Here is a 23,244-nt window from a genome sequence, read left to right as displayed (position 1 = left end):
GCCGCCGCCCGAGTGCGGGATCGAGCTCCAGATGCAGGTCGACTCCGGAACTGGCCCAATATTTCGCCATAAAACCGGATCTTACGGGTGGGCCGGTGGGCGGCTACCGTCGAGGGCGTACCTCGAAAGGAAGTTCTGCCCATGCTCGTGATCGCCCATCTCAGCGACATCCACCTCGGCGGCTCGGACCGGTCCGTCGAGCGCGCCGACGCCGTCATGCGCTATCTGGACGCCCTCCCGTACGACCTCGACGCGGTGCTCGTCACCGGCGACATCGCCGACCACGGTCTGCCTGAGGAGTACGAGCAGGCACGCAAGCTGCTGACCTCGCGCCACCCGGTCCTCCTGTGCCCCGGCAACCACGACGTCCGGGAGGAGTTCCGGCGGGTGCTGCTCGCCGAGCCGGCCGCGTCCGGGCCGGTCAACCGGGTCCACCGCACCGGCGGGGCCGTCTACGTGTTGTGCGACTCCTCCGTCCCGGGCCGGCCCGAGGGCCACCTGGACGACGAGACGCTGGCCTGGCTCGACGGCGTGCTCGGCGCGGAACGCGGCCTGCCGGTGTTCGTGGCCTTCCACCACCCGCCCGCGACGCTGCACTCGCCGGTCGACACGATCATGCTCCGCACCCCGGAACGCCTCGCCGGCCTGCTGGCCGGGCACCCGCACGTGACGGCCGTGCTGGTCGGCCACGCCCACACCTCGGCGGCCACCACCTTCGCCGGCCGCCCGCTGCTCGCCGCGCCCGGCGTGGTGTCCACGCTGCGGCTGCCGTGGGAGGGCGCGACCACGCTGGCCGACTGCGCCGACTACGAACTCCCGCCGGGGCTCGTCTTCCACGTGCTGGACGACGACGGCCGGATCACCACCCACCACCGCGTCGTACCGGTCTGAGGACGGACGGCGGCGGGCCGGGAGGCCGCGGGCTTCCCGGCGCCGGGACGGTTCGCTTCATGGGGGGCTCCTCGGGCGAGGGGACTGTTAGCGCTACCAGTCGCAGTGGCCGCTGACAAAGGTGATCGGCGTCACGTTAGGGAGGGAACGCCCCTGGAGTCAAGGGGTGTCCGGCGTGACGTGACCGTGATGCGGAGGGCCCTTGACGGATGTGCTTGTTAACGTTCACAGTCGTGGCCAAGCCAGGAAAGGAGCGGTCGCGGGATCGGTCCGGGGTCGTCTCCCCTCGGTCGCGGCCGAGGAGGCGAGGTGGCGGCCCGCTTCCTGGCGCCCCGCGGTCGCCGGTACGCGAGACGGGCACGGTCCGACGGGACCGCGCAGGCCCCCGAGGCAGGAAGGCGCCGGCAGCCGATTGCGGTTGTTAGCGCTCACATGAGAAGGGAACCCCCCACGTGTTCAAGAGGATCTCGGCGCTGGTGCTCGCCGGGCTCACCGCGATGTCGGTGGCGAGCTGCGGCGGAGGCAGTGGCGGCAGCGGCGGCGGCGACGGCTCGATCACCATGGGCTTCGCCCAGGTCGGCGCGGAGAGCGGCTGGCGCACCGCGAACACCAAGTCCGTGCAGGACTCGGCCAAGAACGCGGGCGTGACGCTCAAGTTCTCCGACGCCCAGCAGAAGCAGGAGAACCAGATCAAGGCCATCCGCTCCTACATCCAGCAGAAGGTGGACGTCATCGCCTTCTCGCCGGTGGTGGAGTCCGGCTGGGACACGGTGCTCAAGGAGGCCAAGGACGCGAAGATCCCGGTCATCCTGACCGACCGCGCCGTCGACTCCAAGGACACCTCCCTGTACAAGACCTTCCTCGGCTCCGATTTCGTCGAGGAGGGCAAGAAGGCCGGTCAGTGGCTGGTGCAGGAGTACAAGGACGCCAAGGACCAGGTGAACATCGTCGAGCTCCAGGGCACCACCGGCTCGGCCCCCGCCAACGACCGCAAGGCCGGGTTCGCCCAGGTCATCGGCGCCGACCCGAAGTTCAAGGTGATCGCCTCGCAGACCGGCGACTTCACCAGGGCCAAGGGCAAGGAGGTCATGGAGGCCTTCCTGAAGTCCAACCCGGACATCGACGTGCTCTACGCCCACAACGACGACATGGGCCTGGGCGCGATCGAGGCCATCGAGGGCGCGGGCAAGGTGCCCGGCAAGGACATCAAGATCATCACGGTCGACGCCGTCAAGGACGGCATGCAGGCCCTGGCCGACGGGAAGATCAACTACATCGTCGAGTGCTCGCCGCTGCTCGGCCCGCAGCTCATGGACCTGGCCAAGAAGGTCGTCAAGGGTGAGCAGGTGCCGGCCCGCGTGGTGACCGAGGAGACCACGTTCACGCAGGAGCAGGCCAAGCAGGTCCTGTCCAGCCGTCAGTACTGATCGCGCGGGCCGGGCCCGGTGGCCCGGCCCCTTCAGGCGGAAGGGGAGGCGCATGGCCGCACCCGTGCCGGTCCTGACGATGAACGGGATCGGCAAACAGTTTCCCGGGGTCAAGGCCCTGGACGGCGTGGACCTGCGGCTGCTGCCCGGCGAGGTGCACGCGCTCATGGGCGAGAACGGCGCCGGCAAGTCCACCCTGATCAAGGTGCTCACCGGCGTGCATCCCGCCGACTCGGGCACGATCGAGCTGGGCGGGCGGCCCGTCGCCTTCGCCGGCCCGGCCGAGGCGCAGCGGGGCGGCATCAGCACGGTCTACCAGGAGGTCAACCTCTGCGCGAACCTGTCGGTGGCCGAGAACATCTTCATCGGCCGCGAGCCGCGCAGGTTCGGGCGCATCGACTGGAAACGGGTGCGGGCCAGGGCCGCCGAGCTGCTGAGCGGGCTGGACCTGAGCATCGACGTCTCGGCGCCGCTGTCGGCGTACTCGCCGGCGGTGCAGCAGATGGTGGCCATCGCACGGGCGGTCGACATCGAGGCCCGGGTGCTGATCCTGGACGAGCCCACCTCCAGCCTGGACGCCGACGAGGTGCGGCAGCTCTTCCGGGTGATGCGGCGGCTCAAAGAGGAGGGCATCGCCATCCTCTTCGTCTCCCACTTTCTCGACCAGATCTACGAAATTTCGGACCGTATGACGATCCTCCGCAACGGACGGCTCGTCGGCGAGTACCTCACCCGCGAGCTGCCCCAGCTCGACCTGGTCGCCAAGATGATCGGCCAGGAGCTGGCCGCGCTCGACCGCCTGCACGGCGCGGCCAGGGTCTTCGACCGCCCGCTGGTCGAGGCGCGCGGGCTGGGCCGGGCCGGGGCCATCGAGCCGTTCTCGCTCACCATCCACGAGGGCGAGGTCGTGGGGCTGGCCGGGCTGCTCGGCTCGGGGCGTACCGAGGTCGCGCGGCTGCTGTTCGGCGCCGACCACGCCAGCGGCGGCGAGCTGTCCGTCGGCGGCGCGCCCGCCGCGCTGCGCACCCCGCGCGCGGCGATGAACCACAAGATCGCCTTCTGCTCGGAGAACCGCAAGGAGGACGGCCTGATCCCCGACCTCACCGTGCGCGAGAACATCATCCTGGCCCTCCAGGCCACCCGGGGCTGGACCAGGCCGGTGCCGCGCGAACAGCAGGACGAGCTGGTCGCCCGGTACGTCAAGGCCCTGCGGATCAGCCCGCCCAACCCCGAGCACCTGGTGCGGAACCTGAGCGGCGGCAACCAGCAGAAGGTGCTGCTGGCACGCTGGCTCATCCTGGAGCCCCGGCTGCTCATCCTCGACGAGCCCACCCGCGGCATCGACGTCGGCGCCAAGACCGAGATCCAGCGCCTGGTCGCCGAGCTGTCCGACGGCGGCATGGCGGTGTTGTTCATCTCCGCCGAGCTGGAGGAGGTGCTGCGGCTCAGCCACAAGGTCGAGGTGCTGCGCGACCGGCGGCTGGTGGCCGAGCTGCCCAACGACGAAGCCCTCACCACGGACGTGCTGATGGAGACGATCGCGAGCGGAGGGCGGCCCTGATGCGGCGGCTGTTGTGGCCCGTGGCGGTGCTCGCGCTGCTGCTGGCCCTGAACGTGTTCTTCACCCCCAGCTTCCTGTCCGTCCAGGTCAGGGACGGGCACCTGTACGGGAGCCTGATCGACATCCTGCGCTTCGGCGCGCCGCTGATCCTGGTCTCGCTGGGCATGACGCTGGTCATCGCGACCGGCGGCATCGACCTGTCGGTGGGCTCGGTGGTGGCGATCTCGGGCGCGCTGGCCTGCCTGCGGATCAGCGAGGACGCCGGCGTGCTCGCCGCCGTGGCGCTCGCGCTCGGGCTGTGCCTGCTGCTCGGCGCCTGGAACGGGTTCCTGGTCGCGCAGGCGGGCATCCAGCCGATCATCGCCACGCTGATCCTCATGGTGGCCGGGCGCGGCCTGGCCCAGCTCATCACCGACGGGCAGATCATCACGGTCAACAGCCCGTCGTACAAGCTGATCGGCGGTGGGTATCTGCTGGCGGTGCCGTTCGGGGTGCTGCTGGTGCCGGTCGTGCTGGCGGTCACCGCGTTCCTGACCCGGCGGCTGGCGCTGGGCCTGCTGATCGAGTCGGTCGGCGGGAACGCCGAGGCCAGCCGGCTCGCGGGCATCAGGTCGCGCGGGATCGTCATCATGGTCTACGCCTTCGCCGCCCTGTGCGCGGGCATCGCCGGCATCCTGATCAGCTCGAACGTCTCCAGCGCCGACGGCAACAACGCCGGCCTGTGGATCGAGCTGGACGCGATCCTGGCCGTGGTGATCGGCGGCACCTCGTTGTCGGGCGGCCGGTTCTCGCTGGGCGGGACCGTGGCCGGCGCGCTCGTCATCCAGACGCTCACCACGACGATCTACTCCATCGGTGTGCCGCCCGAGACGACCCTGCTGTTCAAGGCGCTGGTCGTGACGGCGGTCTGTCTCGTGCAGTCGCCGTCGTTCCGCGCGAAGGCGCTGCGCCGGCGCGGCGGCAGCGCGCCGCCCAGTCCGGCCCCCGAGGAGAAAGTGCGGGTGACCCTGTGACGACCATGACCGTGGGCCGGGTGGCGTTGCCGGCCCGCCACCTGCCCGTGCTGGTGACGGCGTGCCTGTTCGTGGCGATGTTCGTCGTCGGCGGCCTCCGGTACGAGGGGTTCGCCAGCGGGCAGGTGGTGCTCAACGTCTTCATCGACAACGCGTTCCTGCTGGTCGTGGCGGTGGGGATGACGTTCGTGATCCTGGCCGGGGGCATCGACCTGTCGGTGGGGTCGGTGGTGGCGCTGTCCACGATGATCTCGGCGTCGTTGATGTCGGGGCCGGGGTGGCCGCCGTACGTGGTGGTGCCGGTGGTGCTGGCCGTCGGGTCCGGGCTCGGGCTGGTGATGGGGTACATCGTGCACGCCTTCGACATCCAGCCGTTCATCGTGACGCTGGCCGGGATGTTCCTGGCCCGGGGGCTGTGCTACACGATCGGCACGGACTCGATCCCGATCGAGGACCCGACGTTCACGGCGTTCGCGCAGACCAGGATCGACCTGTTCGCCGGGTTGTGGATCTCGCCGAGCGTGCTCATCGCGGTGGGGGTCGTGCTGGTGGCGGCGTACGTGCTGCACTACACCCGGCTCGGCCGGGCCGTGTACGCGACGGGCGGCAGCGAGCAGTCGGCGCTGCTCATGGGCCTGCCGGTGGGCCGGACGAAGATCACGGTCTACACGGTGAGCGGCTTCTGCTCGGCGCTCGGCGGCGTGCTGCTGTCGTTCTACATGCTCTCGGGCTACGGCCTGCACGCCGTGGGCATGGAGCTGGACGCCATCGCCGCCGTGGTGATCGGCGGCACGCTGCTCACGGGCGGCAGCGGCTTCCTGCTCGGCACGGTGCTCGGCGTGCTGGTGCTCGGCCTGATCCAGACGATCATCAGCTTCGAGGGCACGCTCAGCTCCTGGTGGACCAAGATCTTCATCGGCCTGCTGCTCTTCGTCTTCATCGTGCTGCAACGGATCTTCAGCGCGCGCCCAAGGCGCTGACCTGCGAGGAGTCTGCCGCGAAAGTTACCTAAAGGTTTCCGTCAGGTTATCCTCAACCGTTGACATCGTCTTTGTTAGCGATAACAATCGGCGGGAACGAAGCGAGAACTTTGTTCTGATTCGGCACGTTCTGTGACTGAGTCCTCTGCAAGATCGGCAGTTAACGCTCACATTCCGCTGCCGCAACCCCCATTGCAAGGAGTGCCACATGAGGTTGGGACGTATCGGGGGCGTGGTGTCCGCCATCGCGCTCGCCGCGACCATGACGGCCTGCGGCTCCAGCCAGAAGACGGTCGACGCCGACGCCTCCACGTCGGCCGCCGCCGGCGGCGCGGGCGCCCTGATCGGCGTCACGATGCCCACCAAGTCGTCCGAGCGGTGGATCCACGACGGCGACAACGTCAAGCAGCAGCTCGAACAGCTGGGCTACAAGGTCGACCTCCAGTACGCGGAGAACGACATCCCGACGCAGGCCAACCAGATCGAGAACCAGATCACCAAGGGCGCCAAGCTCCTGATCATCGCCTCGATCGACGGCACCGCGATCACCTCGCAGCTCCAGCAGGCCGCCGACGCCAAGATCCCGGTCATCTCCTACGACCGCCTGATCCGCAACAGCCCCAACGTCGACTACTACGCCACCTTCGACAACTTCAAGGTCGGCGTGCAGCAGGCGACGTCGCTGCTCAAGGGCCTCGGCGTGGACGACGGCAAGAAGGGCCCGTTCAACGTCGAGCTGTTCGGCGGCTCGCCCGACGACAACAACGCCACGTTCTTCTGGAACGGCGCCATGTCGGTGCTCCAGCCGAAGATCGACGACGGCACCCTGCTGGTCAAGAGCGGCCAGAAGGACTTCAAGACCGCCGCCATCCTGCGCTGGGACCCGGCCACGGCCCAGAAGCGCATGGAGGACATCCTCACCAAGACCTACACCGGCGGCACCAAGGTGGACGGCGTGCTGTCCCCGTACGACGGCCTGTCCATCGGCATCCTGTCGGCGCTCAAGAGCTCCGGCTACGGCACCAGCGGCCAGCCCTACCCCGTCGTGACCGGCCAGGACGCCGAGCTCGCCTCGGTCAAGTCGATCATCGCCGACGAGCAGTACTCCACCATCTTCAAGGACACCCGCAAGCTCGCCGAGCAGACGGTGAAGATGGCCGACGCGGTCCTCAAGGGCGGCAAGCCCGAGGTGAACAACACCAAGGACTACGACAACGGCAACAAGGTCGTCCCCTCCTACCTGCTCGACCCGGTGATCGTGGACAAGAGCAACTACAAGGAGATCATCGTCGGCGGCAACTACTACACCGAGGACCAGCTCAAGTAAGGGCCCGCCCCGGGGGACCGCGGTCCCCCGGGGGCACTTCCCACACCTGAGCGAGGGGCATATGACCGAGCACATCTTGCGGATGAGCGGGATCACCAAGACGTTCCCCGGTGTCAAGGCGCTGCAGGACGTCAACCTGGCCGTCCGGCGCGGCGAGATCCACGCCATCTGCGGCGAGAACGGCGCCGGCAAGTCGACGCTGATGAAGGTGCTGTCCGGGGTCTACCCGCACGGCGACTACGAGGGCGAGATCACCTTCGAGGGCGCGCGCTGCGAGTTCGCCGGCATCCGCGACAGCGAGCACGCCGGGATCGTCATCATCCACCAGGAGCTGGCGCTCAGCCCGCAGCTGTCGATCGCGGAGAACATCTTCCTCGGCAACGAGCGCGCCAGGCGCGGCTTCATCGACTGGAACCGCACCAACTTCGAGGCCGCCGAGCTGATGCGCCGCGTCGGCCTCCAGGAGAACCCCACCACCACGGTCTCCGACCTCGGCGTCGGCAAGCAGCAGCTCGTCGAGATCGCCAAGGCGCTGTCGAAGGAGGTGAAGCTGCTCATCCTCGACGAGCCGACCGCCGCGCTCAACGACGACGACTCGGCCCACCTGCTCGACCTGCTGCGCGGCCTGCGGGACGAGGGCATCACCTGCGTGATCATCTCGCACAAGCTCAACGAGGTGACCGCGATCGCCGACTCCGTCACGATCATCCGCGACGGCCGCACGATCGAGACCCTGGACATGGCCACCGACCACGTCACCGAGGACCGGATCATCTCCGGCATGGTCGGCCGCGCGCTGGACAACCGATTCCCGCCGCACGAGTCGACGATCGGCGAGGAGGTCCTGCGGATCGAGGACTGGACGGTGCACAGCCCGAGCCAGCCCGGCCGGAAGGTCGTGGACGGCGCCGCGCTCACCCTGCGCAGGGGCGAGATCGTCGGCCTGGCCGGCCTGATGGGCGCCGGGCGCACCGAGCTGGCGATGAGCCTGTTCGGCCGCACGTACGGCGTGCACATCTCCGGCAAGGTCTTCAAGGACGGCAAGCCGATCGAGATCCGCAACGTGCAGGACGCGATCCGCCACGGCCTGGCCTACGCCACCGAGGACCGCAAGCGGTACGGCCTCAACCTCATCGAGGACATCAAGCGCAACATCAGCGCGGCCGGGCTCAAGGGCCTGGCCCGGCGCGGCTGGGTGAACGAGAACGAGGAGTACAAGGTCGCCGAGGAGTTCCACCGGAGCATGAACATCAAGGCGCCCAGCGTCGACAGCGTCGTCGGCAAGCTGAGCGGCGGCAACCAGCAGAAGGTCGTGCTCTCCAAGTGGATCCTGACGCAACCTGACGTGCTCATCCTCGACGAGCCCACCCGCGGCATCGACGTCGGCGCCAAGTACGAGATCTACACGATCATCAACCGCCTCGCCGACCAGGGCAAGGCCGTGCTGGTGATCTCCAGTGAGTTGCCTGAGCTGCTCGGCCTGTGCGACCGCATCTACACGCTCTCCGAAGGTCGCGTCACCGGCGAGGTCCCCCGCCGAGAGGCCACCCAGGAAAGCCTCATGCATCTCATGACCAAGGGACAGGAGTAGCTCCGATGAGCAGCATCACGCCCGCCGACGTGCAGGTCGGCGCGGGAGGCGACGGGGGAGCGCCGCGGCGGCCCGGCCGGGTGTCGCTGGGCGGCCTGTCGCTCAACCTGCGTTCGAGCGGCATCTACATCGCCTTCGCGCTGATCATCGTGCTGTTCTCGGTGCTCACCGACGGCGCGTTGCTCCAGCCGCAGAACATCTCCAACATCATCGTCCAGAACTCCTACGTCCTGATCCTGGCGATCGGGATGATCCTGGTCATCATCGCCGGGCACATCGACCTGTCGGTCGGCTCGGTGGTGGCGGTCACCGGGGCGCTGGCCGCCGTGCTCATGGTGAACATGGGCCTGCCGTGGCCGCTGGCCCTGCTGATCACGGTCGCCGCCGGCGCGCTGATCGGGGCCTGGCAGGGGTACTGGATCGCCTACTTCGGCATCCCGGCCTTCATCGTCACGCTGGCCGGCATGCTGCTGTTCCGCGCGCTCACCATGACCGTGCTCGGCAACCAGGGCATCGGCCCGTTCCCCGACCAGGTCCGCACGCTGGCCAACGGCTTCACCGACGGCTACCTCGGCAACGTGGGCCTCGGCCCGCTGGGCGGCGCCGACCTGTTCAGCCTGCTCATCGGCCTGGTCGCGATCGGCGGCATGGTCGCCGCGCAGTGGCGCACCCGCAACGCCCGCAGGGGCTACGGCCAGTCGGTCGAGCCGATGGCCGTGTTCGCGCTGAAGATGGCGGCCGGCGCCGCGCTGATCCTGTTCCTGGTCGTGCAGCTCGCCCGCTTCAAGAACCTGCCGTGGGTGCTGGTGCTGCTGGCCGCGCTGGTGCTGGCGTACTCGCTGATGGCCAACCGCACGGTCTTCGGCCGGCAGATCTACGCCATCGGCGGCAACCTGCAGGCGGCGGTCATGTCCGGCGTCAAGGTCAAGTCGGTGGTCTTCTGGATCTTCGTCAACATGGGCGTGCTGGCCTCCGTCGCCGGCATCATCTTCGCCGGACGGCTCAACCAGGCGGGCCCGACCGCGGGCAACAGCTTCGAGCTGGACGCCATCGCGGCCGCCTTCATCGGCGGCGCGGCCGTCCAGGGCGGCGTGGGCAAGGTCGTCGGCGCGATCACCGGCGGTCTGATCATGGCTGTCATCAACAACGGCATGTCGCTCATCGGCTCGCCCAGTGAGCGCGTGATGCTCGTCAAGGGCGCCGTGCTGCTGGCCGCCGTCGCGTTCGACGTGTGGACCAAGCGGCGCGCCGGCGCCTCCCGCTGACCACCGCAGGCCCCGGCAAGCCCCGCGAAAGGAGAACCCGTGGTACCGAGCCCCAGGCCGCGTCCGCCGGTCATGGCCGACGTGGCCAAGGAGGCCGGCGTGTCGCACCAGACGGTCTCACGGGTGCTCAACGACCACCCGAACGTCCGGGCCGACACCCGCGCCCGGGTGGAGGAGGCGATCGTCCGGCTGGGCTACCGGCGCAACCTGGTCGCCCGCGCGCTGGTCACCAAGCGGTCGCGCACCCTCGGCGTGGTGAGCTTCGACACCACCCTGTACGGCCCGGCCAGCATGGTCTACGGCATCGAGCAGGCGGCCAGGACCGCGGGGTACTTCGTCAGCATCGTGAGCCTGAAGTCGATCGACGCGGCCAGCGTCCGCGACGCGCTGGACTACCTGGCCGAGCAGAGCGTGGACGGGGTGGTGGTGGTCGCGCCGCAGCGCTCGGCCGCCTCCGCCCTGGAGAGCCTGCCGGCCGGGGTGCCCGCGGTCGTGGTCGAGGGCGCGCACGGCGCCGACGTCTCCGCGGTCTGCATCGACCAGGTCGAGGGCGCCAGGCTCGCCACCCAGCACCTGCTCGACCTGGGCCACGAGACGGTCTGGCACGTCGCGGGGCCGTCCGACTGGCTGGAGACCGAGGGGCGCGTCGAGGGCTGGCGCGCCACGCTGGAGGCGGCCGGCCGGCCGGTGCCCGAGCCGCTGCCCGGCGACTGGAGCCCGCGCGCCGGGTACGCGGCCGGCCGGCGCCTGGCCGGGATGGAGGGGGTCACCGCGGTGTTCGCCGCCAACGACCAGATGGCGCTGGGCGTGCTGCGCGCGCTCAGCGAGGCCGGGGTGCCCGTCCCCGGGCGGATCAGCGTCGTGGGCTTCGACGACATCCCCGAGTCCGAGTTCTTCTCCCCGCCGCTCACCACGGTCCGGCAGGACTTCGACGTGGTGGGCCGCCACTGCATCGAGGTGCTGCTGCGGCAGATCGACGCCGGGCCGGCGGCCTACGAGCGCATGGTGGTGCGTCCCAGCTTCGTCGTCAGGTCCAGCACCGCGCCGGCCCGATAGCCGGCAGGCGAACAGACAACTCTCTGGAGTGCAATGTGAACGCTAACAAGTTCGTGGTCGGAGTGGACTTCGGCACGCTGTCGGGGCGCGCGGTCGTCGTCCGCGTGTCCGACGGCGCCGAGCTGGGCAGCGCCGTCCACGAGTACGCCGAGCGCGTCATCGAGCACACGCTCCCCGGCACCGGCGTGCGGCTCGGCCCCGACTGGGCGCTGCAGTCGCCGCGCGACTGGCTGGACGTGCTGCGCGTGGCCGTGCCCGGGGCCCTGGCCGCCGCCGGGGTCGCCGCCGAGGACGTGATCGGCATCGGCACCGACTTCACCGCCTGCACCGTCCTGCCGACCACGGCCGACGGCACGCCCCTGTGCTTCGAGACGCCCGAGCAGCCGCACGCCTGGCCGAAGTTGTGGAAGCACCACGCCGCCCAGCCGCACGCCGACCGCATCAACGAGCTGGCCGCGCGGCGGGGCGAGAGCTGGCTGCCGCGCTACGGCGGCAAGATCTCCTCGGAGTGGGAGTTCGCCAAGGCCCTGCAGGTCCTGGAGGAGGCCCCCGAGGTGTACGCCAGGGCCGAGCGCTGGATCGAGGCGGCCGACTGGATCGTCTGGCAGCTGTCCGGCGTCGAGAGCCGCAACATCTGCACCGCCGGCTACAAGGGCGTCTTCCAGGACGGGAGCTACCCCTCCGAGGACTTCCTCGCCGCGCTCGACCCGGGCTTCTCCGGCTTCGCCGGCAAACTGGCCACCGGCGTGGTCGGCGACGACGTCGGCGGCGTCACCCTGGCCCCCCTCGGCGGCCTGGCCGGCGTCCTGACGGCGCGGGCGGCCGGATGGACCGGCCTGCCCGAGGGCATCGCCGTGGCCGTCGGCAACGTGGACGCCCACGTCACCGCCGCCGCCGCGGACGCCGTGCGCCCCGGTCAGATGGTGGCCATCATGGGCACCTCCACCTGCCACATCATGCCCAGCGACCGGCTGGCCGAGGTGCCCGGGATGTGCGGTGTCGTCCGGGACGGCATCGTGCCCGGCCTGTGGGGCTACGAGGCCGGCCAGTCCGCCGTCGGCGACATCTTCGCCTGGTACGTCGACACCTTCGGCACCGACGGCCACGAGCGCCTGACCGAGCTGGCCGAGCGCCAGGCCGTCGGCGCGCACGGGCTGGTCGCGCTCGACTGGTTCGGCGGCAACCGCTCGGTGCTCGTGGACCACGACCTGTCCGGCGTGATCGTCGGCCAGACCCTCGCCACCAGGCCCGAGGACGTCTACCGCGCGCTCATCGAGTCCACCGCGTACGGCGCCCGCATGATCGTCGAGACGTTCGAGAAGTCCGGCGTGCCCGTCGAGGAGTTCGTGGTCGCCGGCGGGCTGCTGAAGAACCGCTTCCTCATGCAGGTCTACGCCGACGTGCTGCGCCGCCCGCTGTCGGTCATCGGCTCCGACCAGGGCCCCGCGCTCGGCTCGGCCGTGCACGCGGCCGTCGCCGCCGGGGCCTACCCCGGCATCGAGGAGGCCGCCGCGGCGATGGGCAAGCGCACGCGGGCGGCGTACGTGCCGGACGAGGCCCGCGCCGACGCCTACGACCGCCTGTACGCCCAGTACCGCGACCTGCACGACCACTTCGGGGACGGGCGCATGCTGCACACCCTCCGCGCGATCAGGAACGAGGCCGTCAAGTGAACCACGAGGCAACGAGAGCGACCGTCGCCGGGCTGCACGCCGAGCTGGTGCACTACGGGCTGGTCGTCTGGACCGCGGGCAACGTCTCGGGCCGCGTCCCGGGCGAGGACCTGTTCGTCATCAAGCCGTCCGGGGTCTCCTACGACGAGCTGACCCCAGAGAACATGGTCGTCTGCGACCTGGACGGCAACCTCGTCGAGGGGGCCCACGCGCCCTCCAGCGACACGGCCGCGCACGCCTACGTCTACCGCGAGATGCCCGAGGTCGGCGGCGTCGTGCACACCCACTCGACCTACGCCTCGGCGTGGGCGGCCCGCGGCGAGGCCGTCCCGTGCGTGCTGACGGCCATGGCCGACGAGTTCGGCGGCGAGATCCCGGTCGGCCCGTTCGCGCTGATCGGGGACGACTCCATCGGCCAGGGCGTCGTGCAGACGCTCAAGGGCCACCGCTCGCCGGCCGTCCTCATGCAGAACCACGGCGTCTTCACCATCGGCAAGGACCCCAAGGCCGCCGTCAAGGCCGCCGTGATGTGCGAGGACGTGGCCCGCACCGTCCACGTGTCCAGGCAGCTCGGCACGCCGCTGCCCATCGGCCCGGCCCACGTCGACCGCCTGTACGACCGCTATCAGAACGTCTACGGACAGAGGAGCCCGCGTTGAACATCTGGTTTCTGACCGGCAGCCAGGGACTGTACGGCGAGGACACGCTGAGCCAGGTGGCCGAGCAGTCGCGGCGCATCGCCGAGCAGCTTCCCGTGCCCGTGCAGTGGCGGCCCGTGCTGACCGACGCCGCCGCGATCAGGCGCGTCATGCTGGAGGCCAACGCGGACGACGAGTGCGCCGGCGTCATCGCCTGGATGCACACCTTCTCCCCGGCCAAGATGTGGATCGCCGGGCTCGACGCGCTGCGCAAGCCGCTGCTGCACCTGCACACGCAGGCCGACGTCGAGCTGCCGTGGAGCTCCATCGACATGGACTTCATGAACCTCAACCAGGCCGCGCACGGCGACCGCGAGTTCGGGTTCGTGCAGACCCGGCTCGGCGTGCCGCGCAAGACCGTCGCCGGGCACGTCAGCGACCCGGCCGTCGGCGCGCGCGTCGAGGCGTGGGCACGCGCGGCCAGGGGCGTGGCCGAGGTGCGGGCGCTGCGGCTGGCCCGCTTCGGCGACAACATGCGCGACGTGGCCGTGACCGAGGGCGACAAGGTCGAGGCGCAGCTGCGGTTCGGCGTCTCGGTCAACACCTACGGCGTCAACGAGCTGGTCGAGGCCGTGGACGCGGCCTCCGACGCCGACGTGTCGGCACTGGTCAAGGAGTACGCCGAGCTGTACCGGGTGGCCCCCGAGCTGCTCGGCGAGCGCCACGAGTCGCTGCGGTACGCCGCCAGGATCGAACTCGGTCTGCGCGGCTTCCTGGAGCGCGGCGGCTTCCGCGCCTTCACCACGAACTTCGAGGACCTCGGCGGCCTGCGCCAGCTCCCCGGCCTGGCCGTGCAGCGCCTGATGGCCGACGGCTACGGCTTCGGCGGCGAGGGCGACTGGAAGACCTCGGTCCTGCTGCGCACCCTCAAGGCCATGAAGCCCGGCGGCACGTCGTTCATGGAGGACTACACCTACGACCTGACGCCCGGCAACGAGCTCATCCTCGGCGCGCACATGCTGGAGGTCTGCCCGTCCATCGCCGCCGGGACGCCGTCGTGCGAGATCCACCCGCTGAGCATCGGCGGGCGGGAGGACCCGGTGCGGCTGGTGTTCGACGCCGCCCCCGGCCCCGGCATCGTCGTCGGCCTGGCCGACATGGGCGACAGGTTCCGCCTGGTGGCCAACGAGATCGACCTCGTCGCGCCGCCGCAGCCGCTGCCGAAGCTGCCCGTGGCCCGCGCCGTCTGGTCGCCGCGGCCGAACCTGCGCACCTCGACCGAGTCCTGGCTGACCGCCGGGGCGCCGCACCACACCGTGCTGTCCACGGCCGTCGGGCGCGAGGAGCTGACCGACCTGGCCGACATGCTCGGCGTGGAGCTGCTGGTGATCGACAAGGACACCACGACGGCGCAGTTCACCAAGGAGCTGCGCTGGAACCAGGCGTACTACCGGCTCGCCCAGGGCTTCTAGTCCTCCGGCGGCTTCTTCGGGGCGTTCCTGCGCTGCTCCTCGGCCCGTTCGCGGCAGCGGCGCAGGAACTCCGCGTCGTCGTCGGGGTCGGTGGCGGCGAACCGCCCCGGGCGGTCGTACTCGGGGAACGCGCTCGGGCGCGAGGCCGCCTGCGGGGCGCGTTCCGGACGGCCGGCCAGAAGCCAGACGACCGAGCCGACCAGCGGGAACAGCAGGACCACCAGCACCCATACGATCTTGGGCAGGTTCCTGCAGACCGCGTCCGGCGTGGTGATCACGTCGAAGAGGCAGTAGAGCCACAACACGAGGGTGGCCAGGCCCATGGCCTCGGACAGATACAGCACGGGGCCGAACGTAGTGATGGGCGGGGGAGTCGGCAAGGGAAACCGGATGAATAGGGTGAAGCCGTGATGTTGACCAACTGGGCGGGCAACACCGCCTTCCGGGCGCGGGCCGTCCACCGTCCCGCCTCGCTCGACGAGCTGCGCGGCCTGGTGGCCGAGAGCGACCGGGTGCGGGCCCTGGGCAGCGGTCATTCCTTCAACGACGTCGCCGACACCACCGGCGACCTCGTCGTGCTCGACCGCATGCCCGAGACGATCGAGATCGACAGCGCGGCGCGCACGGTCCGGGTCGCCGCCGGCACCACGTACGCGCGGCTGGCCGAGGCGGTGCACGCGGCCGGGTTCGCGCTGGAGAACATGGCCTCGCTGCCGCACATCTCGGTCGCCGGCTCGGTCGCGACCGGCACGCACGGCTCCGGCGACGCCAACCGCTGCCTGGCCGCCGCCGTGTCCGGGCTGGAGCTGGTCACCGCCGACGGCTCACTGCTGTCCTTGTCCCGCGGGGACGACGACTTCGCCGGCGCGGTCGTCTCGCTGGGCGCCCTCGGCGTCGTCCACACGCTGACGCTCGACCTCGTACCGGCCTTCGAGCTGCGCCAGTACGTCAGAGAGGGCCTGACGCCCGACGCGCTCGACGGATTCGACGACATCATGGCGAACGGCTACAGCGTCAGCCTGTTCACCGACTGGCGCGACACCCGGATCTGGCTCAAGCGCCGCGAGGAGTTCACCGCCGGCTCCTGGCACGGCACGCACCCCGCATCCGGCCCCCGCCACCCGCTGCCCGGGATGCCCGCCGACGCCTGCACCACGCAGCTCGGCGTGCCGGGCCCCTGGCACGAGCGGCTGCCGCACTTCCGGCCCGACGCCCCGCCGAGCGGCGCCGGCGACGAGCTCCAGTCGGAGTTCCTGCTGCCCCGCGCGCACGCGGTCGCCGCGCTGCGCGAGCTGTACGCGGTCGGCGACCGCGTCCGCCCGGCCCTGCAGATCTCGGAGGTGCGCACGATCGCCGCCGACGACCTGTGGCTCAGCCCCTTCCGCGACCGCGACAGCGTCGGCGTGCACTTCACCTGGATCAGGGACGTCGCCACCGTGCTCCCGGCGATCGACCTGGTCGAGCGGACGCTCGCCCCCTTCGACCCGCGGCCCCACTGGGGCAAGCTGTTCATCCGCCGCCCCGGCTGCCCCGCCGGCTTCCGCGAGCTGGCCGGGCGGCTGGACCCGGCGGGCAAGTTCGCCAACGACTTCGTCCGGCTACTGCCGGAGGAGTAGCGGGCCGCGCCGGGCATGCGCCCGCCGTCGTAGCGGGCCACCGGTCCGGCGGACGATGTGCCGGCCGGGCCGTCGCGGCATCGTGGAGCGCATGACCGATCACCCGTTCAGATTCGGGGCCGTCGCCGGTTACGCCCCCACCGCGCAGGCCTGGACCGGGCTGGCCCGCAGGGTCGAGAGCCTGGGCTTCTCGACCCTGCTCGTCCCCGACACGCTCGGGACGCTGTCGCCGTTCGCCGCCGCGGCCGCGGCCGCCGCCGTCACCACGACGTTGCGCGTCGGCACGTACGTGATCAGCGCCCCGTACCGCACGCCCGAGACCGTCGCCTGGGAGGCCGCCACCCTGCACACCCTCACCGGCGGACGCTTCGAGCTGGGGCTGGGCGCCGGCCGTCCGGGCGCCGAGCAGGACGCGGCGGCGCTCGGCGTGCCGTTCGGCACCCCGGCCGAGCGGGTGGCACGCCTGGCCGCGACGATCGACGCGGTCAAGGACGTGCCGATCCTGGTCGCCGCGACGGGCGCGCGCGTGCTCGGACTGGCCGCGCGCACGGCCGACACGGTGGCGCTCGGCGTGCCGCCGCAGCACACCGAGGACCAGGTCGCCGCCAAGCTGGACGAGCTGTACGAGCTGGCCGGCGACCGCTTCCACGACCTGGAGCTCGGCATGAACCTGGTGGCCGCCGGCGGCGAGCCGCCCGCCTGGCTGGCCGGTCGCTTCGGCCCGCTCGGCCCCGGGGCCACCGGCCTGCTCACCGGCACCCCCGACGAGATGGCCGACGTCCTGCGGCGGCGCAGGGACCGGCTCGGGATCTCGTACGTGACGGTGAACGCCCAGTTCATCGACGCCTTCGCGCCCGTCGTGGAACGTCTGGCCGGTACCTGACGGAAGCTGACAGGTATGACCGGCACGATGTTTCCCATGACCGCACAGGGAACCTTCGACACCGCCGGCTGGGACGCCAAGCCGCCCTTCGACGACCGCGACGGCGTCGCGCTCGGCCTCGTCAGCATGACCAAGACCTTCCACGGCGACCTGACCGGGACGAGCGTCGTCCATCTGATGGTGGCCTCGACGCCGGTGGAGGACTCGCGCGCGTACGTGGCGCTGGAACGCATCGAGGGCGCCCTGGAGGGCCGGAAGGGCGGCTTCGTCGTGGCGCACCAGGCGATGAGCGACCGCGGAGGCCAGTCGCTCACCATCACGATCGTGCCCGATTCGGGCGTCGGCGAGCTGACCGGCATCACGGGACGGATGAACATCATCATCGCCCCGGACGGCTCGCACTCCTACACCCTGGACTACGAGCTGCGGGAGAGGAAGTGACCCGGGCGAACGCCCGGGTGGATGAGGGGTGGAGCTATGGGGATTCGAACCCCAGACCTCCTCCATGCCATGGAGGCGCGCTACCAACTGCGCCATAGCCCCTTGCTGCGGTCACAAGTGTATCGGACTCCGGGACCCGCGACACACATGCGCGTACCAGGCATACGCTGAGTCAAACCTTGCTACTCTCCGTGCCATGTCCAGCGTGCAGGCCGTCCCGTTGACCCCGCGGTGCGCGAAGATCCTCGCCGCTCGTGAGCATGCCGTCGTCGAGGTCAGCGCGTTCAACGGGTTCTTCACCCTGCGGGCCATCCGCAGCCTGCTGGAGTGGGCGACCCGCACGTTCACCGGCGTGCACGTGCTCGTGCCGGGCGTCGAGCTGGCCGGCACGCTGGTCGCGCGCGGGCTCCCGTCCGGGGCGGCGCTGATCAAGGCGCGGTCGGCCGCCAACAACACGCGCAACCGGGTGATCCGGGTGCTCGAAGGCATGGGGGCGGCCAACGCCACCGTCTTCGACTGGAACGAGCTGGCCGGCAACCGCGCCTACCGGCGCTCCCGGCGGGAGCTGGAGCGGCTGGCCGCCAAGGACGCCGCGTTCCGCGCCCGGTGCGTGGCGGCGGTGCTGCCGAGCGTCGGCGGCCAGGAGCTCACCCCCGAGCAGGCCGCGAACGCGCTGCCCTTCCTGCTGGCCGGGCTGCCGCTGGTGCTGAACAGCCCGGCGATCCTGCGCACGGGCTCGTCGGTGTTCTGCCACCCCGAGCCCATGCCGCTGGTGGGGGAGCTCTACGCGGGCACACTGCCCGTCTCGCGCTCGCCCCACCAGGGCTTCGTCGCCTCCCGGCCGGCCCCTGACCCCGCCTGACCCGGCGGGCGGTCAGCCGACCGAGCGGGCCTTGTCGATCAGGGTGGCCAGCTCGGCGACCATCGGGTCCTCCGAGGTCCGCGCCAGGCGCCCGGCGTGCTCGCGCAGCGCCGGCAGGTCCAGGCCGAACGCCTTCCTGTCGCGCAGGTAGACCGCGAAGGCCGCGACCACCACGTCCACCTGCAGCCGGACCGGCGTACCGGTCCAGATGGAGGCGTTCAGCTCATCGGCCCGCAGCGACTTGCCGGCCTCGGAGGCCGCCCGGGTGTCGGGGTCCTGCCAGCGCACGGTCGCCTGGGCGAGCTGTCCCCGCGCGCCCGGCTTGAGGTGGAGGGCGTACAGGGCCGTGACCGAGTGGCCGGGGCCGATCTCGCCGCCGTCGCGGCTGTCGTCACGGAACTCCTCGGCCGACATCGCGCGGTTCTCGTAGCCGATGAGCTGGTAGCTCTCCACGACCGAGGGGTTGAAGACGACCTGCGCTTTGGCGTCGCGGGCCCGTACCTCGATGGTGGCCGGGAGCTGGGTGGTGAAGACCTTCTCGGCCTCCTGCTCGGAGTCCACGTAGACGGCCATGCCGTCGCCGTTGTCGGCGAGCTGCTCCATCAGCTCGTCGCCGTAGTCGCGGCCGACGCCGACGGTGAGCAGCGTGACCTGCTTGCCCGCGTACTCCTTGACCTGCTCCACGATGGACCGCCACTCGGTGTCGCCCTGGTTGGCCAGGCCGTCGGAGAGCAGGACGACCCGGTTCGTGGCGGCGGCCCGGAACGCCTGGGACGCCTCCCGGTACCCGGCCAGGACGCCGCTCTGCAGGTTCGTGCCGCCGGCGGTGGCCAGCTCGTCCACCGCGGCGTGGAGCTGGCTCCTGGCGGTGAGCGGCGTCATGGAGGCCAGCACCTCCGCCTGGTCGCTGAACGCCACGAGCGACACCTGGTCGCCGGGCGCGAGCTGGTCGAGCAGCTTGTGCAGGGCCGACTTGACCAGGTCGAGGCGGCCGGTCTCGGCCATCGAGCCGGAGACGTCGACCACGAACGTGAGGTTGGCCGGGCGGCGCGCGGCCGAGTCGGAGGCGCGGGTCTGCAGGCCCACGCGGAGCACGGCCTCGTCGCGGCCGGGCAGCCGGGCGCCGTCCACGTGCACGGCGAAGCCGTCGTCGGAGGGCTGCGCGTAGTCCTGCCCGAAGGCGTTGACCCACTCCTCGGGGCGGATCTCGCCGGGCGCGGGCCAGCGCCCTTCCTGGAGCGTACGGCGGGCGTAGCCGTACGAGGCGGTGTCCACGTCCAGGGCGAAGGTGGAGATCTGCGCCTTGGTCGTGTCCTGCTCGGATTCCTGGGTGCCGGCCGGGGACGCGCTCGGCGCGGGTTGACGCTGCGTGTCGGACAGGGGGGCCCGCGCGGCGCTGCCGCTGGACGATCCGCCGGAGCCGCCGCACGCGGCGAGTCCGAGAAGCGCGGCGAGCCCGACGCTGATGGCCAGGGGACGAATGGCTAAGGGGCGACATCTCATCGCAACCACCTCCGCGTCCTATGACGGAGATCCGTGTGGCAGCGGCCGGGCCGGAGACGCAAGCGAGCGCAAACCGCGATCGTCACGTGATCAGTTGTGACAGATCCGGACTGATGAGGTGGGCGGTGGCGGGCGGCGCGGACGGTCGCGCGGGCCCGGAGGAGGCCGCCGTCGCCCCGCCGTTACCGGCCGTCACCCGGTCGTTATCGGCCTTCGACCAGCCCTCGCCCGGTCGTCGTCACCAGTGCAGCAGGAGCAGTTCGGCGGAGAAGCCGGGGCCCAGGGCCATCAGGACGGCGGGACGCCCGGGGTGCCCGCGGGTCTCCTGGAGCACGTGGAGCACCGATACCGACGACAGGTTCCCGTACGTCCGCAGCGACCGCCAGGTCACGTCCAGGGCCCTGGGGTCGAGGTCGAGGCTCTGCACGATCTTGTCGATCACCTTGGGGCCGCCGGGGTGGCAGATCCACGTCGGCACCTGGTCGGGGGTCAGGCCGTAGTCGGCCAGGAAGGCCCTGATGTCGTCGGCCAGCACCTGGTCCACGAAGTGGGTGAGGTCGGCGTCGAGCACGATGTGGAAGCCGTGGTCGCCCACCTCCCATCCCATCAGGTGCTCGGTGTCGGGATAGAGCCTGCTGCGGGTGGCGACGACCTCGGGGCCCCGGCCGCGCCCGGTGGCCACGACGGCCGCCGCGCCGTCCCCGAACAGGCCGCTGGCGATCATGTTGGCGATCGATGAGTCGTCGCGCTGGATGGTCAGCGAGCACAGCTCCACGCAGACCAGCACGGCGGCGTGGTCCGGCCAGCCGCGCAGATAGTCGTGCAGGCGCGACAGGCCCGAGGCCCCGGCGGCGCAGCCGAGGCCGAACACGGGCACCCGTTTGACGTCGCCGCGCAGCCCGAGGCGCTGGGCGAGCCTGGCGTCCAGCGAGGGCGTGGCCAGGCCGGTGGTCGAGCAGAACAGCAGGTGGTCGATCTTCCCCGGCGGCACGTCGGCCTTTTCGAGGGCGCCTCGGACGGCCTGTTCACCCAGGTCGAGGGCGATCTCGACGTACATGGCGTTGGCGCGGGCGAAGGAGTCGAGCTTGGTGTAGCCGTCCAGCGGGAGTGCGAGGTTGCGGCCCACGACGCCGGTGGCCGCGTGGAAGCGCCGCAGCAACTCCTCGTCGCAGTCCGTCAGACGGGAGAACGCTTCGGTGATCTCCGCCTGCTCGTAGCGGTGATCGGGGAAAACGGTCTCTACCCCCGAAATATGCATATATCACTCCTGCCGCAGGGAGCGGAGCGCTAACCTGCTCGCGCCGGATATGGGCGGTTAATATGCGGATGTGCCGCTTCCGACCTCCGGCCGACCGCCCACGACCCCCGCCGCCCCGCTTCCGGCCCCCGCCCGGCCGCCGGGTCCGGTTCCGCTGCCGGTTCCCGCCCGGTTGCCCACGGTCGCCGTGCTGGCCTTCGACGGGATGGCGCCGTTCGAGCTGGGGTGCGTCGTGGAGTTCTTCGGGCTGCCCCGGCCCGAGCTGGACGTCCCCTGGTACGACCTCAAGGTGTGCGCCGAGACCGCCGAGCCGCTGCGCGTGGTCGGCGGGTTCACCATGCAGGCCGCGCACGGGCTCGACGTCCTGGCCGGGGCCGGGACGGTGATCGTGCCCGGCGTGGCCGACGTCCGGGGCGAGGTCTCGGGCGAGCTGGTCGAGGCCCTGCGCCTGGCCCACGGCCGGGGCGCCCGGATGGTGTCGATCTGCTCCGGCGCGTTCGCGCTGGCCGCCGCCGGTCTCCTGGACGGCCGCGAGGCCACCACCCACTGGAGGTACGCCGACCTGCTCCAGCGGCGCTTCCCCGCCGTCCGCGTCAACCCCTCGGTCCTGTACGTGGACGGCGGCGACGTGCTGACCAGCGCGGGCAGCGCCGCCGGCCTCGACCTGCTCGTCCACCTGGTACGCAACGACCATGGGCCGAACGTGGCCAACGCGGTCGCCCGCCGCCTGGTCGTCCCGCCGCATCGGGAGGGCGGTCAGGCCCAGTTCATCGAGGCCGCCGTCACGCCCGTGGCCGACGACGGCGGCGTGGCCAGGGCGATGGGGTGGGCGCTCGACCACCTGGCCGGGCCGATCGGCGTGGCGGACCTGGCCGCGGTGGCGCACATGTCGCAACGCTCGTTCATCAGGCACTTCAAGCGGCAGACCGGGACCAGCCCGCTGCGGTGGGTGATCTCGCAGCGGGTGGCGGCGAGCCTGCCGATGCTGGAGTCGACGGCGGTGCCGGTGGAGGAGATCGGGGCGGCGGTCGGGTTCGAGAGCCCGGCGACGTTCCGCCACCACTTCACCCGCGCGATGCGCACCTCACCCTCCGCCTACCGCCGCGCCTTCGGCCCCTGACTCAACCCGTCGCCGTCTGGCCGGGGCGGGGGAGCAGGCCGTCCACCAGGGCGCGCAGTCCCAGCTCGTAGGTGTCCTCGGCGGTGAGCTCGGCCCAGCGGCCGCCCAGTTCGGCCAGGCGGGGCAGGACGGCCGGGTCGAGGCCGGCGAAGACCTGGTCGCGGTAGGTCGGCCCGCCCTCCTCGCGCCTGCGCCCGGCCGCCGCGCGGACGGCGATCTCGCCCGCCGTGTAGTGCCAGATGATCCGGTAGAGATGCACGGCGCGCTCGGCCGTCAGGCCCGCGCCGAGGGCCGCGTCGATGATCTTCTCCGGGTACCACAGCGCGCCGACCGCGAGCAGGTCGTCGGCGCGCAGCACGTCCACCGCCCAGGGGCAGCCGGCCACCCCGTCGCGCATGGCCAGGGCCACCACGACCACCCGTTCGCGCGGGTCGGCGGGCAGGTCGGGGCGCGGCAGGCCGGCCGCGTACTCGTCGAGCAGGAGCAGCAGCAGCTCCTCCTTGTCGCGGACGTGGTGGTAGAGCGCCATCGGCGTGCTGCCGACCTCCTTGGCCAGCCTGCGCATGGTCAGCCCGCCGACGCCGTCGGCCTCGATGACCCGGTGCGCCGCTGCCACGATGTCCGCCCGCGAGATCCGGGGCGGCCTTCCAGTGCGTGCGGGCATGTC

At 71.2% G+C, this 23,244-nt stretch carries 21 protein-coding genes and 1 tRNA gene; 17 read left to right on the top strand and 5 right to left on the bottom strand.

From position 1 onward, the window contains the following. Positions 1–141 precede the first annotated feature (141 nt). From AB0J46_RS11105 to araA, 12 genes are all read left to right on the top strand, one after another. The gene (locus AB0J46_RS11105) at positions 142–891 is read left to right on the top strand and encodes a metallophosphoesterase (protein WP_364329471.1); all 750 of its coding nucleotides are present in this window, start codon (positions 142–144) and stop codon (positions 889–891) included. Positions 892–1,343: 452 nt separating this feature from the next. Next, positions 1,344–2,318: an ABC transporter substrate-binding protein gene (locus AB0J46_RS11100; protein ID WP_364329468.1), complete on the top strand. Its 975-nt coding sequence runs from the start codon at positions 1,344–1,346 to the stop codon at positions 2,316–2,318. A gap of 52 nt (positions 2,319–2,370) precedes the next feature. Beyond that, on the top strand, positions 2,371–3,879 hold the full coding sequence (locus tag AB0J46_RS11095) for a sugar ABC transporter ATP-binding protein (RefSeq protein ID WP_364329465.1): 1,509 nt from the start codon (positions 2,371–2,373) through the stop codon (positions 3,877–3,879). Further along, positions 3,879–4,892: an ABC transporter permease gene (locus tag AB0J46_RS11090; protein WP_352326440.1), complete on the top strand. Its 1,014-nt coding sequence runs from the start codon at positions 3,879–3,881 to the stop codon at positions 4,890–4,892. The genes AB0J46_RS11095 and AB0J46_RS11090 overlap by 1 nt, the downstream gene beginning before the upstream one ends. Before the next feature lie 5 nt (positions 4,893–4,897). Then, the gene (gene yjfF, locus AB0J46_RS11085) at positions 4,898–5,872 is read left to right on the top strand and encodes a galactofuranose ABC transporter, permease protein YjfF (RefSeq protein WP_358285917.1); all 975 of its coding nucleotides are present in this window, start codon (positions 4,898–4,900) and stop codon (positions 5,870–5,872) included. A gap of 208 nt (positions 5,873–6,080) precedes the next feature. Beyond that, positions 6,081–7,199, top strand: coding sequence for a multiple monosaccharide ABC transporter substrate-binding protein (chvE, locus tag AB0J46_RS11080; RefSeq protein WP_357984784.1), 1,119 nt, complete (start codon positions 6,081–6,083; stop codon positions 7,197–7,199). 61 nt (positions 7,200–7,260) lie between these two features. Next, entirely contained in the window at positions 7,261–8,790 is a 1,530-nt protein-coding gene (gene mmsA, locus AB0J46_RS11075; RefSeq protein ID WP_364329461.1) for a multiple monosaccharide ABC transporter ATP-binding protein, read from the top strand. Positions 8,791–8,795: 5 nt separating this feature from the next. Further along, the gene (gene mmsB, locus AB0J46_RS11070; protein WP_364329458.1) at positions 8,796–10,055 is read left to right on the top strand and encodes a multiple monosaccharide ABC transporter permease; all 1,260 of its coding nucleotides are present in this window, start codon (positions 8,796–8,798) and stop codon (positions 10,053–10,055) included. Between the two features lie 72 nt (positions 10,056–10,127). Next, positions 10,128–11,111 carry a LacI family DNA-binding transcriptional regulator gene (locus tag AB0J46_RS11065; RefSeq protein ID WP_358285920.1) on the top strand — a complete coding sequence of 328 codons (984 nt, stop codon included), beginning with the start codon at positions 10,128–10,130 and terminating at the stop codon, positions 11,109–11,111. Between the two features lie 53 nt (positions 11,112–11,164). After that, positions 11,165–12,784 carry a ribulokinase gene (gene araB / locus AB0J46_RS11060; protein WP_364329619.1) on the top strand — a complete coding sequence of 540 codons (1,620 nt, stop codon included), beginning with the start codon at positions 11,165–11,167 and terminating at the stop codon, positions 12,782–12,784. Next, on the top strand, positions 12,781–13,443 hold the full coding sequence (locus AB0J46_RS11055) for an L-ribulose-5-phosphate 4-epimerase (RefSeq protein WP_364329455.1): 663 nt from the start codon (positions 12,781–12,783) through the stop codon (positions 13,441–13,443). The genes araB and AB0J46_RS11055 overlap by 4 nt, the downstream gene beginning before the upstream one ends. Continuing rightward, positions 13,440–14,894, top strand: a complete 1,455-nt coding sequence (gene araA / locus AB0J46_RS11050; RefSeq protein ID WP_364329452.1) for an L-arabinose isomerase — start codon at positions 13,440–13,442, stop codon at positions 14,892–14,894. The genes AB0J46_RS11055 and araA overlap by 4 nt, the downstream gene beginning before the upstream one ends. Here araA and AB0J46_RS11045 read toward each other — a convergent pair. Next, positions 14,891–15,238 (bottom strand): PLDc N-terminal domain-containing protein, encoded by a 348-nt coding sequence (locus AB0J46_RS11045; protein WP_358284049.1) that lies wholly within the window; start codon positions 15,236–15,238, stop codon positions 14,891–14,893. The two genes, araA and AB0J46_RS11045, sit on opposite strands and share 4 nt — an antisense overlap. Positions 15,239–15,304: 66 nt before the next feature. On the opposite strand from AB0J46_RS11045, the gene AB0J46_RS11040 reads away from it, so the two are divergent. From AB0J46_RS11040 to AB0J46_RS11030, 3 genes are all read left to right on the top strand, one after another. Next, positions 15,305–16,510: an FAD-binding protein gene (locus tag AB0J46_RS11040; protein WP_364329448.1), complete on the top strand. Its 1,206-nt coding sequence runs from the start codon at positions 15,305–15,307 to the stop codon at positions 16,508–16,510. A 91-nt stretch (positions 16,511–16,601) separates the two neighbouring features. Continuing rightward, the gene (locus tag AB0J46_RS11035) at positions 16,602–17,393 is read left to right on the top strand and encodes an LLM class flavin-dependent oxidoreductase (protein WP_364329445.1); all 792 of its coding nucleotides are present in this window, start codon (positions 16,602–16,604) and stop codon (positions 17,391–17,393) included. Between the two features lie 36 nt (positions 17,394–17,429). Continuing rightward, on the top strand, positions 17,430–17,834 hold the full coding sequence (locus tag AB0J46_RS11030; protein ID WP_364329442.1) for a DUF3224 domain-containing protein: 405 nt from the start codon (positions 17,430–17,432) through the stop codon (positions 17,832–17,834). A gap of 29 nt (positions 17,835–17,863) precedes the next feature. On the opposite strand, the gene AB0J46_RS11025 is transcribed toward AB0J46_RS11030, so the two are convergent. Then, positions 17,864–17,936, bottom strand: a tRNA-Ala gene (locus AB0J46_RS11025). 94 nt (positions 17,937–18,030) lie between these two features. Between AB0J46_RS11025 and AB0J46_RS11020 the strand changes: the two genes are divergently transcribed. Beyond that, a complete protein-coding gene (locus AB0J46_RS11020; protein ID WP_358284056.1) occupies positions 18,031–18,696 on the top strand; it encodes a tRNA-dependent cyclodipeptide synthase in 666 nt (221 codons plus the stop codon). 12 nt (positions 18,697–18,708) lie between these two features. Here the strand turns inward: AB0J46_RS11020 and AB0J46_RS11015 are convergent, their stop codons facing one another. Then, the gene (locus AB0J46_RS11015) at positions 18,709–20,199 is read right to left on the bottom strand and encodes a von Willebrand factor type A domain-containing protein (protein WP_364329438.1); all 1,491 of its coding nucleotides are present in this window, start codon (positions 20,197–20,199) and stop codon (positions 18,709–18,711) included. A gap of 238 nt (positions 20,200–20,437) precedes the next feature. Further along, positions 20,438–21,457, bottom strand: a complete 1,020-nt coding sequence (locus tag AB0J46_RS11010; RefSeq protein WP_358284061.1) for a 3-oxoacyl-[acyl-carrier-protein] synthase III C-terminal domain-containing protein — start codon at positions 21,455–21,457, stop codon at positions 20,438–20,440. A gap of 70 nt (positions 21,458–21,527) precedes the next feature. Between AB0J46_RS11010 and AB0J46_RS11005 the strand changes: the two genes are divergently transcribed. Continuing rightward, on the top strand, positions 21,528–22,577 hold the full coding sequence (locus AB0J46_RS11005) for a helix-turn-helix domain-containing protein (RefSeq protein WP_364329434.1): 1,050 nt from the start codon (positions 21,528–21,530) through the stop codon (positions 22,575–22,577). Position 22,578: 1 nt separating this feature from the next. On the opposite strand, the gene AB0J46_RS11000 is transcribed toward AB0J46_RS11005, so the two are convergent. Next, positions 22,579–23,241: a TetR/AcrR family transcriptional regulator gene (locus tag AB0J46_RS11000; RefSeq protein ID WP_364329431.1), complete on the bottom strand. Its 663-nt coding sequence runs from the start codon at positions 23,239–23,241 to the stop codon at positions 22,579–22,581. Positions 23,242–23,244: the final 3 nt, after the last annotated feature.

It is taken from the genome of Nonomuraea sp. NPDC049758, assembly GCF_040674635.1.
Classification (GTDB): Bacteria; Actinomycetota; Actinomycetes; order Streptosporangiales; family Streptosporangiaceae; genus Nonomuraea.
The sequence above is the reverse complement of the archived record's forward strand: the minus strand, read 5'-3'. Positions and strand labels throughout refer to the sequence as shown.